Below are 13,457 nucleotides of genomic sequence, written 5' to 3'. Positions count from 1 at the left end.
GAGAACCGCAGGTGGAGCAGCCCAAATGCGAACATTAAACGGCTCGGCAACTACATGACAACGTAAGCGTCCGTAAAGGCAGTGTGATCTGAATCACACCCCAATCTCGGTCATATTACGCATAGTGCATAAATGCTGTGAGAACTCGGAAACATGACCGGCCCTCCCCCGTGGCGCAATCGAGACGGTCGCTCACTGGTGATGCGGCGGCACCTGCGAGCGCAACCAGTCGTCCGACGAGCCCGGCCGCTCGCCGTCGGGAGACCGTTCGTCACTACTTGTTTGCGGCAGCGTCTCGCCGAAGATTCGAGCCAGCCGCGCGGCATCGGCGGCCGAACGCGACGAACCCCCCGCCCGGCGTGGGCGAGGGGTTGGCTGTTCGCTTTTCTCGTCGGCCGAATCGACGGCCCACCGCGTCCTGGCCGGGCGGGCGGGCCGGTCCTCGGCGTGAGGCGCGTCGGTCACTCCGCCAATCCGGACAGCTCATCGATGACGCGGCTGGCGAGCGGGCCCAGGGTGGCCATGCCGTCGCGAACCGCCGCGCGGGTACCGGGCAGATTGACCACCAGGGTGCTGCCCGAGACGCCCGCCAGACCCCGGGACAGGCCCGCGTCCAGCGAACCGGCCGCCAGGCCGGAGGAGCGCAGCGCCTCGCTGATGCCGGGCAGTTCGCGATCGAGGACCTCGGCGGTGGCCTCGGGGGTGACATCGCGCGGGGACATGCCGGTGCCGCCGACCGAGATGACCAGATCGACGCCGCCGATCACGGCGGTGTTGAGCGCGTTGCGGATCTCGACCTCGTCATTGGCCACCAGCACCGTGGCGTCGACCAGGAATCCGGCCTCGGTGAGCAGTTCGGTCACCAGCGGCCCCAGCGAGTCGACCCCACCGTGCGCGGTTCGGTCGTCGACGATCACGACAAGTGCACGGCCGGCCACTGCGGCATCGATTTCCATGCTGCTCACCGTAGCGTCCGTGACCGACAACGGTTCCCGTCCCCCGCCAACCGATTCCGGAAGCAGGCTCAGGGTGCGTGGACGGTGAATCATCATCGGGGCGCCTCCGCGGGTGCGGCGTCGAGGGTGACCTCGACGGTCTTGGGATCCCGGCCGTCCGGGCCGGTGTAGGTGACCTTGACCTTGTCACCGGGTTGATGGGTGCGAATCGCGGCGATCAGGCCGTTGCCGGAGTCGATGATCTGATCGTCGACCTTGGTCACGATGGCCCCCGGCGGAATTCCGGCCTTGGCTGCCGGGCTGTTCGGCAGGACATCGCGGATCCGGGCGCCGGTGGTCGGATCGTTCTGCATGACCGTCACGCCGATCTGGGCGTAGGTGGCGTGCCCGGTCTTGATCAATTGATCGGCGACCCGACGCGCCTGATCGACGGGGATCGCGAAACCCAAGCCGATCGAACCGCTCTGCTGGCCGCCCATTTCCGAACCGCCCAGGGTGGCGATCGCGGTATTGATACCCACCAGCTTGCCGTCCATATCGACCAGGGCCCCACCGGAGTTGCCCGGATTGATCGGGGCATCGGTCTGGATCGCCGAGATCACCGGCGGCTGCGACATTCCCGGCTCACCGCTGGTGGAGACCGGCCGGTTCAGCGCCGACACGATTCCGGTGGTGACCGTTCCCGCCAGGCCGAGGGGCGAACCAATGGCGACAACCGTCTGTCCCACTTGCAAATTCGACGAGGTGCCCAATTCGATCGGCGTCAGACCGGTCTTTCCGGTGGCCTTGATGACGGCCAGATCCGATACCGGATCGACGCCCACGACGGTGGCCGGAGCCGTACTGCCGTCGTTGAATTGGACCTCCATCTTGGCATTCGGGCCCGCCCCGCTGGCGACGTGATTGTTGGTGAGGATCAGGCCGTCCGAGGACAGGATGTTGCCCGAGCCCTCGCCCTCCGCGCGCGCCCCGGCCACCCTGATCATCACCACGCTCGGCAGCACCTTCTTCGCCACCGCCGGAACGGTGCCCGCCGGGGCGTTGGCGACCGGCGCGGCCTTGGGCGGCGGCGCGTTGAGCGCATTGCTGACCGGCGCCTTCTCGTCGTGGCGGCTGACCAGGGCGCCAACCGCACCGCCGATGCCGCCGCTGATCAGTGCCAGCGCGATGGCCCCGGCGATCAGCCCGGCGGCGCCGCGGCGACGCGGCGGCTGGGCGCCGTGGCCCGCCGCCACGTCCGGTCCGATCGGCGGCTGGCCGGGCGCCCCGTAGTGCTGCTGATAGGGCGGCATCGGCGCGGTGTGCTGGGCGTGCGGATCGTAGGCCGGGGCCGGACCGAATGCACCCTGCTGATACGGAAACTGCTGTCCGGCAACGGGTGTCGAACTCGTCCCCGAAGCGTCCGGCTCCTCGCGCCTGTCCTTCGAATCCTCGGTCATTTCCCTCGTTTCTCCTCGAGTCCGTCGCCAGTCTGGTGACCTCGACTGAGAGCGCCCTGAGACCGCACTGTCAGTTCTACGAGACATCCGTAGTGCTTACCCGTGTCATCCTAAAACGGATATCCACGGACAATGTTCTCCCGCTATCCCCACTCCTGCGGCTGTGAAACGCCCTCACCGGGCAGGACTATGCGCACGAGCGCACCGCCGCGGTCGGAGGTTTCGATCGTGATCGTGCCGCCGTGCTTGGTGACCACCTGTTTGACGATGGCCAGTCCCAGCCCGGAACCGGGCATCGAGCGCGCCGAGGTGGCCCGATAGAAGCGCTCGAAAACCAGCTCCCGCTCCTCCTGGGAAATACCCGGCCCGGCGTCGTCGACGGTGAATTCCAGCAAACCCGACCCGGTCTCGCGCATGGTGACCCGCACCGGTTCGCCCTCGGCGTTCCATTTGGCGGCATTGTCCAGCACGTTGAGGATGGCGCGCTCCAATCCGGCCTCGTGGCCGTAGACGAACCACGGCCGCAGATCGGCGGTGAACTCGATGCCGCTGCGCCGACGCCGCGCCCGCTCCAGCGCGCGTTCGGCCACCTCGCCGAGATCCACCGGCTCGTAAATGGTCTCGGGCGCGTCCTCGCGGGCCAGATCCACCAGATCGCCGATCAGGGTGGACAACTCCTCGATCTGGGCGGTGACGTCGGCGCGCAACTCGTCCATCTCCTGTACCGGAATCGCCGGGGCGCCGGGGCGGGAGGAGGCGATGAGCAGTTCCATATTGGTGCGCAGCGAGGTCAGCGGCGTGCGCAGCTCGTGGCCCGCGTCGGCGACCAGGCGTCGCTGCCGTTCCCGGGATTCGGCCAGCGCGCGCAGCATTGTGTTGAAACTCTCGGTGAGCCGGGCCAATTCGTCGTCGCCCACGACGGGGATCGGGGTGAGGTCGTCGGTTCGCGCGATCCGTTCGGTGGCCGCGGTCAGCCGCGCGATCGGCCGCAGGCCGGTGCGCCCCACCCCCGCGCCCGCGCCACCGGCGAGCACCACGCCGCAGCCGCCGACCACGAACATCAACCACGCCAACCGGTCCAGCGTCTCCTTGGTCGGCTGCAACGACCGCGAGAGCACCAGGGTGGCCCCGTTTTTCGTGCGACGCGCGTACACCCGCTGGTTGTCGACCGTGCGCAGCGAGGAGTCGACCTTGCCCTTGAACACCGCCCATTCCGGCGCGCCGATCCGCGTCTTCGTCGGTTGCGCTGGAGCCAGCGGCAGGTCGGGCATCTCCGGGTAGATGATCGCGATGCCGGTGTCGTTGGCGTACACCGCGGCGAAGGAGAGCAGCGCCTGGAAACCGGCCTCATCGATATTGTTGTTGACCATCACCTGCGCCCGCGCACGCAGCTGATTGTCCACATCCGCGTACAGCGAGCGCGCCACCATCGCGTAGGCGGCGATGGAGGTGAGCGCGACGGCGACCAGCACCACCGACGCCGCCAGCAATGTCACCCGCCAGCGCAGGGTCACCGAGCTGGTGAGCGGCATCGGCGGGCGCATCTCGGGCGCGTCCGGCGGATGCCCGAACCCGGCGATCACGGGTTGGCGCGGATTGGTCCTTCCCACGGCGACGATGCTCCTACGGCGGCGTCTCGCGCAGCACGTAGCCGACGCCGCGCACGGTGTGGATCAGCCGCGGTTCGCCGTCGGCCTCGGTCTTGCGGCGCAGATAGCCGATGTAGACCTCGAGCGCGTTGCCGGAGGTGGGGAAGTCGTAACCCCAGACCTCCTCGAGGATCCGGCTGCGGGTCAGCACCCGCCGCGGATTGGCCATCAGCATTTCCAGCAGGGAGAATTCGGTGCGGGTGAGGCTGATGGCGCGCTCGCCGCGCGCCACCTCGCGGGTGACCGGGTCCAGCGAGAGATCGGCGAATTTCATGGTCTCCGACGTCTCGACCGCCGAATCGGCCGCGGTACGGCGCAGCAGGGCGCGCAGCCGCGCGAGCAGCTCCTCGAGGGCGAAGGGTTTGGGCAGATAGTCGTCGGCGCCCGCGTCCAGTCCCGCGACCCGCTCGGAGACCGAATCGCGCGCGGTGAGCACCAGGATCGGCAGATCGTCACCGGTGCTGCGCAGCCGCCGACACACCTCGAGCCCGTCCAGCCGCGGCATCATCACGTCCAGCACCAACGCGTCGGGCCGCCCCGCGGCCACCTTGTCCAGGGCGTCGACCCCGTCCACTGCCAGATCGACGGAGTAGCCGTTGAAGGTGAGCGACCGGCGCAGCGATTCCCGAACCGCGCGGTCGTCGTCGACTACCAGAATGCGCATGGCCTCCAGTCTGAACGTATCGACTGAGAGTCGACTGAGAAGCAAACATCCGACACGCCAGCGGATCTGCCGGGATGACCTGCGCGTTCGGGGCCGGGGGCGCGCTTTGTTTTCGCGCGTGTGTGAAAGTGCTTGCGTACAGCGAATTTCGGCGAACCACCCAGTGAACCATCGAATTGCCGCGACGATGTTCACACGGTATGTTGCCTGCGGTAAAAGTAGACCCCTAGTTGGTTCTCAACCCGTTGGACCCGTACGGTCGACAGTTCACTGAGTGCGAATTCGAACACCCACCGGGTACGGCGCCTCTCGTGAGCGGGGCCCTCGGGGCAGCGCGGTCGGAGCCCGGGGCAACTACGCGAGCGGAGGCGACGGAAGCGGGATGGGCACTGCACCGCGGCCATGGCAGAGGAGTCTGTCCAACCTGTCCGTGACCAGCAAGGTCGGCATCGTCCTGCTGCTACCGGTGCTCCTGGCCTCGACTTTCGCGGTGTTACGCATCAAGGACGAGCTCGGCCGGATCGCCGAGTTGGACGCCGCGAGCGAGCAGGCCCGGATCATCCGGCCCACGCTGGCCTTCGCCGCCGCCGCTGAACAGCTCGCCGTCGTCGCGGGCGGCGGTGAACGCCCCACCGACGCTGTGCTCGATCAGGCGACCGGGCGATTCGACAAGGCGACGGCCGAGCTGCAGTCGGCGCTGAAGACGACCCGCGGCGAGAAGCGGGCGATCGGCGAGCTGACCGAGGCGTTGGCCGCCGGGCGGACGCTGCGCAACAATCCGCGCGCCAACAACCCGACCGCGATCGGCCAGCAGGCCGACGAGGTGGCCCGGCACGTCGGCACCGCCCTCACCGCGCTGCCCACCCCGCAGGACGGCACGATCTCGCACTACTTCGACCAGCTCGGCGCCGTCGCCGCCGCGCGTCGCCAGTTCACCCAGCAGCAGCTGCTGATCACCGGCGGCGAAATCGGCGACAATCCGGCCGCGCTGGCCCGCGTGCTCAGCGCCATCGGCGCCGAGCAGACCATGGTCCACCACTACACCTCCATCGCGCCGGACTCCGCGGTCCGGCCGGAGGTGCTGCTGAACGCGCTGCAGACCCGGATGAACGCGCTCAGCCAGAACTCCTCGGAGCCGATCGCCGTTCCCGGCGTGGCGGATTCGATGCGGATCAGCACCGACGCCTACAACGAGGCCACCGACCGGCTCGCGACGCTGATCGATTCGGGCCTGTCCCGACATTCCATCGACGCGCGCACCAATGTGCTGCGCGATGTGGCGCTGGTGGTCGTCACCCTGCTGGTGGGTCTGGCCCTGGCGCTGGCGGTCGCCCGCTCGCTGGTCGTCCCCGTGCGGCGGCTGCGCCGCGACGCGCTGCAGGTCGCCCATACCGATCTGCCCGCCGAGCTGGCCGTCGTGCGCGAGGGCGGGGCGACCCCGGAGATCGTCCCGGTCGATGTGGACACCACCGAGGAGATCGGCCAGCTGGCCCGCGCGGTCGACGATATGCACCGCCAGGCCCTGCATCTGGCCGCCGAGCAGGCCCGGCTGCGACTGCAGATCGGCAATATGTTCGAGACGCTGTCGCGGCGCAGCCAGTCGCTGGTCGAACAGCAGTTGGCGCTGATCGAGGATCTGGAGCGCGACGAGGACGATTCCGATCGGCTGCAGAGCCTGTTCCGCCTCGACCACCTGGCCACCCGCATGCGCCGCAACGGCGACAACCTGCTGGTGCTGGCCGGGACCGCGTTGCGCCGCGGCATGCTGCCGCCGACACCGCTGTCGGACATGCTCTGGAGTGCGGTGTCGCAGGTCGAGGACTATCAGAGGGTGGAGATCGGCACCGTGCCCGACGGCATCGTGGCCGGTGAGCCCGCGGTCGACATCGAACATCTGCTGGCCGAGCTGATCGACAACTCGCTGCGCTATTCACCGCCCAACACCCCCGTCGCGGTGTCGGTGACGCGCGCGGTCGACGGCGGCTATCTCATCGAGATCACCGACCGCGGCCTGGGCATGTCGTCGGAGGATCTGCGCGCGATCAACGAACGGCTGGCCTCCGGTGGCGAGGTGACCGTCGAGACCGCCCGGCGCATGGGTCTTTTCGTCGTCGGTCGCCTGGCCAAGCGGCATACCGTCACGGTGAGCCTGCGCCGCACCTCGGCCGCGGGACAGCAGGCGGGCATCACGGCCAGCGTGCATCTGCCCGGCGCGCTGGTCTCCCCGCTGCCGGAGTCCGCGACCGGTCCGCAGCCCATCATCGCCCCGTTCCCCAGCCCGCTCGGCCCCACGCCCCTGGCCGCGGTCCCGGACGCCGAGCAGACCGGCCTGTTCACCCGGCCGGAACCCGAACTACCGCAACGCCGCCCGGGCGAGGCGGCGGACTTCGGCCCGCCGATCCCGGCCGAGGATCTCGAGGGACCGGACCCGGCGCTCACCGACGGCCTGTTCACCCACGGCGGCACGGGCCACCTGTTCACCCATCGCGAATCCGCCCACGCCGACAATGTGATCGGCGGATCCGCCGCCGATTTCGGCCGCGACGACGAGGTGCCCGCCGCCGCGGCGGACGCGCCCGAACTCGATCCGGTCGACGATGACCGGCGCGAGTGGGAACCGGCCCGCTCGGACGACGACCTCGCATCGCGCGATCCGGAATCACCGTGGGCGGATGAGCCGTTCGCCGACCGGGATGCGGATCCGTCCGGGCAGGAAGATCCGTTCCCTCGACAGGATTCGGAACCGACACGTACCGATAACTCCTTCACCCCAGAAGATTTCGCATCAATTCGGGCGGAGGACGGCTTCGTACGGCAGAATTCGGAATCGGAGCATGCGGAAGACGAATCCGCGCAGCAGGATTCGGAACCGCTCGACATCTGGGCCGAAGCCGAGGACTACCCGCCGCAGCGAGACGATGAACACACCCTGGCTCAGCAGCCGGCCGCCGAGGCGGCCTCCGGCACCGGCGACGGACCGACGCCGATCTATCAGCGCATGGTCTCGGAATGGCTGGTCGAGCCCTCGTCCAGTGGGCCCGTCGACGGCTGGTCCTCACCGGCCGACGCCGGTTGGGCGGCCGCGGCCGAGGCCAGCAGCCCGACCACGGCGCGGCACACCGAGGGCGGCCTGCCGATCCGCCGACCGGGCGCGCAGCTGGTGCCCGGCGGCCTCACGACCACGAACCGATCCGGTGCCCCCGATCCGGAGGAGATCCGCACCAACTTGTCCAGGCATCTGAGCGGCGTCCGCAGCGGACGCGCGGACGCCCAGTACTACGACGGAGGGCCAGCATGACCGATACCCAGCAGACCACGACCGGGACCGACGAGAACCTGAACTGGCTGGTGACCCGCTTCACCCGCGACGTTCCCGGCGTATCCCACGCGGTGCTGGTCTCGGCCGACGGCCTGCTGCAGGCCACCAGCCCGCATCTGCCCGGGGACCGGGCCGAGCAGCTGGCGGCCGTCACCGCCGGGCTGGCCAGCCTGTCCTCGGGCGCGGCCCAGCTGTTCGACGGCGGCAAGGTCATGCAATCGATCGTGGATATGCAACGCGGCTACTTATTGGTGATGAGCGTGGGCAACGGCTCGCATCTGGCCGTGCTCGCCAACAAGCAGCACGACATCGGCCGCATCGGATACGAGATGGCGCTGCTGGTGGATCGGGTCGGTTCGGTCGTGCAAGCCACGGCCCGTTCGGCGGTCTAGAGAGTGCGATGTCGAGTTCCCTCGGTGCCGGCTCCGGCCGGCCAACCACACGCGTCCGCCCCTATGCGCTGACCGCCGGGCGGACCGAGCCCGCGGTCGAGCTGCCGCTGGAGGCGGTGGTCGAAACCCTGCCGTACGCCAACCAATTCGACTGGCCGATCGGCGATATCCGCACCGATATCCTGCGCCTGGGCACGGCCCGGCTGTCGGTGGCCGAGATCGCCGCGCACATGCAGCGACCGCTGGGCATGATCCGGGTCGTGATCGGCGATCTGGTCGTGGCGCGAACCATGCGGGTGCACACCACACTCAGCGAGCACGCCAGTTTCGACGAGCGCCGCGACCTGATGGAGAGGACCCTGCGTGGACTGCGTGCCCTCTGATCCCGAACTACCGAAAACCGCTGTCACCAGCCCGAATTCGCCCCACCCCCCGCCCGGAACACCAGGACCGTACCAGAATCCCTTCATGCCGCAGCACAATTCGCTACCGCCCTCCACCTCCGCCTCGGATGCCGCACTACCGCAACCGAATCCGTTCTCCCCCGATATCGACGGCCGGACCGCCTCCACGAAGATCGTGGTGGCGGGCGGTTTCGGCGTCGGAAAGACCACCTTCGTCGGCGCGGTCTCGGAGATCGTCCCGCTGCGCACCGAGGCGATGGTGACCGGGGTGTCCGACGGCGTCGACGATCTGTCGGCCACCCCGGGCAAGGAAACCACCACGGTCGCGATGGATTTCGGGCGGATCATCCTGCCCGGCAACCTCACGCTGTACCTGTTCGGCACGCCCGGCCAGCGCCGGTTCTGGTTCATGTGGGACGACCTGATCCGCGGCGCGATCGGCGCGGTGGTCCTGGTCGACACCCGCCGCATCGAGGACAGTTTCGCCTCGGTGGACTTCTTCGAGGCCCGCGGGCTGCCATTCCTGGTGGCGGTCAATCGTTTTCCCGACGCGCCGCGCTTTCCGGTGACCGAGATGCGCGAGGCGCTGTCGGTGCGCGATGGCGTGCCGATCGTGGACATCGATGCGCGCGACGCGGGCGAGGTGCGCGGGGCGCTGGCAGCGGTCACCGAATACGCGATCCAGCGCCTCAAGGCGGCACAGCGGCAGGCCGTCGGTCAGAGCTGAGGGGCGGGGCCTTGAGTTATTTCACAATGGGGTTGTGGGTTCTCGGGCTGTCGCTCGGTGTTTCGCTGGCGGGCGCCCTGGTCGGGCTGGCCTGCATCCGGCAGTCGATGCTGTCGGTGACCGCCAAGTTCCGGCTGGTGTGGCTGACCGCCGCGGCGGTATCGATCGGCGCGGTCGGCACGTGGCTGGCCGTGTACGTCGACATGCTCGGTGTCGGCATTCCGGGCGGCGAGGTCCACTACGACGTCGGCCGGGTCGGCCTGGCGGCGGTGCTCGCGGTGGTCGCGGTGCTGGCCGGGCTGCTGGTCGCCGGTCGCGCGCCCGCGCTGCCCCGACTGGCGGCGGGCAGCGCGGTGATGGGACTCGGGCTGGGGCTGATGCATCTGCTGAGCATGGACGCGATTCGGGTGCAGGGTTCGGTCACACTGAATCCGTTCGCGGCCTTCGGCGCGACGGTGCTGGCCGTGGCCGCGTCGGCGCTGCTGCTGGTGACCACGACCCGGCCGCGCGCCCTGCTCACACTCGCGGGAGTGGCGGCGATCTTCGCGATCGCCGTGTGCGCGCTGCACTATCTCGGTCTGGCGGGCGTGCGGGTGCGGCTGGACGCCACGGCGCGACTGCCCGCGGGCGACGATCTGTTCACGCTGTTCGTGCCGGTCTTCGTGCTGGGCACGCTGTCGCTGGCGGTGCCGATCACCGCGGTGCTGGTGGCGCCGGATCGCTCGAGCAGCGCGCGGGCGGCGCGCCGGACTGCGGCGCAGCCGCCCGCGCGACGCCGTTCGCTCAGCTCGCAATCGTCCTGAGCCGAAACGACATTCGGGCCGGATCACCGAGGTGATCCGGCCCGAGGCGTAGGTGGGGACCCGTCAGGGCGCCGGAGCGGGAACCGGCGGGGTGGCGACGTCGGCGAAGAACTGAATCAGCGCCACCGCCACCACGGGCCCACCGATGATGATGGTGCCCGCGACCGCGCCCATGGCCGCCAGGGCCGCGCCGGTCACCAGGCAGCCGCCGATCGCGGCCGGAACCGCCAGCGTGCCGATGGTGACCGCGGCACCGGCCAGACCGGACACGATGCCGCCGGCGACGCAGCCGATGCCCGCACCGATCGCGGTGCCCACCAGGGTGCCGATCGCGACGCCGATCGAGATCTCGCTGGAGAGGTTGCTCAGCGCCTGGTTGAAGTTCGGGTTGGCGGTGGCGTCCACGTAGCGCAGATCCGGCACGCCCTTCGCGACCGGGGTGGCCGCGGCGCGGTCGACGCTCGGGGTCAGGGTCGCGGTGTTGCCGTCGATCGCCGCCGCGATTGGGAAGCTCAGACCGTCGCGCTGATAGCTCAGCGGAAGCGCAGCAACCACCCGGCCACTGCCGTCGAGAACCTGGAACTGACCGTCGCGGGCCGCCATCGAACCGCTGTCGGTGCTGACGACGACCGAGTGGTCGACCAGGCTCGCGCGGTAGTGGATGCCCGGCGCGACATCGGTCTGCAGCGTCGAATTCGACGCCGGGGCGGGCTCGGCGTAGGCAGTACCCGCCGAAACACCGAGAGCGGCAATGACCAGCGCCGATGTCGCGGCGAACTTAGTGAACCTCATCTGGAAACGCTTTCTTCAGCAGGTGCGCCACCAACCATTGGCGCGCAGGCTCCGAATCGAACCTTCCAGCATGCTGTCTTGCTATTATTACGAACGAGTAACAAGGCCCATCAAGAACCCGCCAAGAATGTGCCGGATGTGTTAAAAAGCCGAAAATTCGGCATTCGACGACCGGCTGAGGGCCCCAGCAAACCCTCAGCCGATTCGATGGGACAACTACATCTCGCCCACGCGCACGTTGGTGTCGATGATCCCGAAGGCCTCGCCCTGCGGGGCGGCGACGATGGCCATCCGGCCCACCGGGGAGTCGGTCGCGGGCATCATGACCGTGGCGCCGAGTTCCCGGGCGCGGCCCAGCCCCTCGTCCACGTTGTCGTACTGGAACCAGGTCATCCAGTAGCTGGGCATGGGTTCGCCCGGCATCAGGGTGTCGTCGTTCATCCCACCCGCGGGCTGTTCGGCGCCGGGCGGGGTGAACATGGCGTAGCGCATCGTCGCGCCGTCACCGATGTGCTCGTAGGTGTAGCCGAAGACGTCGGCGTAGAACCGCTCCGCGGTATCCAGCTGCCGGGTGTGCAGCTCGTTCCAGCAGTACGCGCCGTGCTCGTTGTGCACGGCCGCGCCGTTGTGGGCCCTGGCCTGCCAGACGCCGAAAACCGCGCCAGTGGTGTCGGAGCCGACGAACATCCGTCCGGCATCGAGCACGTCGAAGGGCGTCATCATGACCTGACCGCCCGCGTCGGCCACCTTCGCGGCGATCTCGTCGGCATCGTCGGCCGCGAAGTAGGTGGTCCAGACCGACATCATGCCCGCCTGCGGCTTGGGGCCGATCCCGGCCACGGACTGCCCGTCCTTCATGGCCATCAGATAACCACCGGCTTCCTCGCCGCCGCCCTCGATCGCCCAGCCGAACAGGCTCGCGTAGAACTCGCTCTCCTTGACCGGATCGTCCACCTGACAGTCCACCCAGCAGGGGGTGCCTTGCGGCCAAGGTCCGTCGTGAACAGGCATCAGATATCTCCGTTCTGATCGTGCTGTTGCCTGCGGCCGCGGGTCGGCTTCCGACCGAACGCGCGCCGATGCGCACCCGCCCCAAAAGTGATGCCGATCACACGGCCATAAGTAGTGAACCAGCTACCACCGACAACTTCGGCGAGTCGACACTCGCACCCGTTCAGCCCCCTCACATCCGCGCCGACCTTCGCCATGCGCCAGCGAGTCATCGCCATGCGAATTACAGTGGGATTCATGCGTTTCGGCCTGGACTACGCCGCCGCTCGGCCCGGTGGCAGCGCGATCCGGGCCGCGGGTTACGACTTCGTGGTCCGTTACCTGTCCTCCGGTGGCGCGACCCTGCCGGGCAAGTTGCTCACGCCCGAGGAGGCGGCCGATCTGCGCGGGCACGGCGTATCGATCGTGTCGAACTGGGAGACCACCGCGAACCGCATGCTCGACGGCTACGCCGCGGGGGTAACCGATGCCCGCGCGGCACTGAACCAGGTGCTGCGCTGCGGCGGCCGCACCGATCGCCCGATCTACTTCTCCGCCGATTTCGACGCCACCCCGCGGCAGCAGCCCGCGATCAACGCCTACCTGGACGGGGCCGCGAGCGTGCTCGGCCGGGCGAATGTCGGGATCTACGGCGGGTACTGGCCGGTGAGCCGCGCGCTGGACGCCGGTGCCGCGCAGTGGGCCTGGCAGACGGTCGCCTGGTCCGGCAGCAATCGCGATCCGCGGCGGCAACTGTTCCAGACCGGACAGCAGGTCCTGGTCGGGGGCGTGGTGTGCGATGTGAACGAGGCCCTGACCGAGGACTTCGGGCAGTGGGACTTCATCGAGGAGGAAGGATCGGACGTGACCCCGGAACAGGACGCGATCCTGCGCGACATCCAGATCCAGCTGCGCGGGCCGGGCCTGTCCGGCTGGCCGCAGCTGGGCGCCGATGCCGCCGGTCGCAACCGCACGGTGGTGGACGGGCTGGCGGCCGCCCTGCAGCAGATCGCCGAACTGCGCACGGAGATCAGTGAATTGGAGGCGACGACCGCCGAGCTGAGCAAGCAGGTGCAGGAGCTGTCGGAGCACAACCACTGGCCCTGGCCGTTCTCGCTGCTGTCCGGTCCGGCCGCGGCCGTCAGCGGCGGGCTGAACCGCCTGGAGTCGCTGATCGACGAACTGCCCCGGCCGGGACGGGCCGACGGTGGAAAATAGCGGGAACGTCCCCAGAAGTGGCGATGAGCGGGTTCTTCCGGTGATCCGGAAGAACCCGCCCTCCCGGATGAGGGTACCGGCGCAGGGGCACGAAAGCATCACTT

General features: G+C 68.9%; 13 protein-coding genes. 6 read left to right on the top strand and 7 right to left on the bottom strand.

Annotated elements, in window-relative coordinates:
• Positions 1-192: 192 nt before the first annotated feature.
• From NDR87_RS25055 to NDR87_RS25035, 5 genes are all read right to left on the bottom strand, one after another.
• Entirely contained in the window at positions 193-465 is a 273-nt protein-coding gene (locus tag NDR87_RS25055; protein WP_251913276.1) for a hypothetical protein, read from the bottom strand.
• Positions 462-956: a molybdenum cofactor biosynthesis protein B gene (locus NDR87_RS25050; RefSeq protein WP_251913274.1), complete on the bottom strand. Its 495-nt coding sequence runs from the start codon at positions 954-956 to the stop codon at positions 462-464. Before NDR87_RS25050 ends, NDR87_RS25055 begins: the two co-directional genes overlap by 4 nt.
• Positions 957-1,048: 92 nt before the next feature.
• The gene (locus NDR87_RS25045; protein WP_251913130.1) at positions 1,049-2,395 is read right to left on the bottom strand and encodes a S1C family serine protease; all 1,347 of its coding nucleotides are present in this window, start codon (positions 2,393-2,395) and stop codon (positions 1,049-1,051) included.
• A 143-nt stretch (positions 2,396-2,538) separates the two neighbouring features.
• Positions 2,539-3,939, bottom strand: a complete 1,401-nt coding sequence (locus NDR87_RS25040; RefSeq protein ID WP_251913271.1) for a HAMP domain-containing sensor histidine kinase — start codon at positions 3,937-3,939, stop codon at positions 2,539-2,541.
• Between the two features lie 79 nt (positions 3,940-4,018).
• Positions 4,019-4,708 (bottom strand): response regulator transcription factor, encoded by a 690-nt coding sequence (locus NDR87_RS25035; protein ID WP_251913128.1) that lies wholly within the window; start codon positions 4,706-4,708, stop codon positions 4,019-4,021.
• 430 nt (positions 4,709-5,138) lie between these two features.
• Here NDR87_RS25035 and NDR87_RS25030 point away from each other — a divergent pair, with 430 nt between their 5' ends.
• The 5 genes from NDR87_RS25030 (at position 5,139) to NDR87_RS25010 (ending at position 10,353) form a co-directional block, all read left to right on the top strand.
• On the top strand, positions 5,139-8,006 hold the full coding sequence (locus NDR87_RS25030; RefSeq protein WP_251913126.1) for an ATP-binding protein: 2,868 nt from the start codon (positions 5,139-5,141) through the stop codon (positions 8,004-8,006).
• Positions 8,003-8,419 carry a roadblock/LC7 domain-containing protein gene (locus tag NDR87_RS25025; protein ID WP_251913124.1) on the top strand — a complete coding sequence of 139 codons (417 nt, stop codon included), beginning with the start codon at positions 8,003-8,005 and terminating at the stop codon, positions 8,417-8,419. The genes NDR87_RS25030 and NDR87_RS25025 overlap by 4 nt, the downstream gene beginning before the upstream one ends.
• Before the next feature lie 8 nt (positions 8,420-8,427).
• Positions 8,428-8,802 carry a DUF742 domain-containing protein gene (locus NDR87_RS25020; protein WP_251913122.1) on the top strand — a complete coding sequence of 125 codons (375 nt, stop codon included), beginning with the start codon at positions 8,428-8,430 and terminating at the stop codon, positions 8,800-8,802.
• An 85-nt stretch (positions 8,803-8,887) separates the two neighbouring features.
• Positions 8,888-9,550 carry an ATP/GTP-binding protein gene (locus tag NDR87_RS25015; RefSeq protein ID WP_286014014.1) on the top strand — a complete coding sequence of 221 codons (663 nt, stop codon included), beginning with the start codon at positions 8,888-8,890 and terminating at the stop codon, positions 9,548-9,550.
• 11 nt (positions 9,551-9,561) lie between these two features.
• Positions 9,562-10,353: an MHYT domain-containing protein gene (locus NDR87_RS25010; RefSeq protein WP_251913120.1), complete on the top strand. Its 792-nt coding sequence runs from the start codon at positions 9,562-9,564 to the stop codon at positions 10,351-10,353.
• 63 nt (positions 10,354-10,416) lie between these two features.
• On the opposite strand, the gene NDR87_RS25005 is transcribed toward NDR87_RS25010, so the two are convergent.
• Both NDR87_RS25005 and NDR87_RS25000 read right to left on the bottom strand, forming a co-directional pair.
• The gene (locus tag NDR87_RS25005; protein ID WP_251913118.1) at positions 10,417-11,145 is read right to left on the bottom strand and encodes a hypothetical protein; all 729 of its coding nucleotides are present in this window, start codon (positions 11,143-11,145) and stop codon (positions 10,417-10,419) included.
• Between the two features lie 216 nt (positions 11,146-11,361).
• On the bottom strand, positions 11,362-12,156 hold the full coding sequence (locus NDR87_RS25000; protein ID WP_251913116.1) for a VOC family protein: 795 nt from the start codon (positions 12,154-12,156) through the stop codon (positions 11,362-11,364).
• A 237-nt stretch (positions 12,157-12,393) separates the two neighbouring features.
• On the opposite strand from NDR87_RS25000, the gene NDR87_RS24995 reads away from it, so the two are divergent.
• On the top strand, positions 12,394-13,353 hold the full coding sequence (locus NDR87_RS24995) for a DUF1906 domain-containing protein (protein WP_251913115.1): 960 nt from the start codon (positions 12,394-12,396) through the stop codon (positions 13,351-13,353).
• Positions 13,354-13,457 lie beyond the last annotated feature (104 nt).

Source organism: Nocardia sp. CDC159, assembly GCF_023740735.1.
Classification (GTDB): domain Bacteria; phylum Actinomycetota; class Actinomycetes; order Mycobacteriales; family Mycobacteriaceae; genus Nocardia; species Nocardia pulmonis.
The sequence above is the reverse complement of the archived record's forward strand: the minus strand, read 5'-3'. Positions and strand labels throughout refer to the sequence as shown.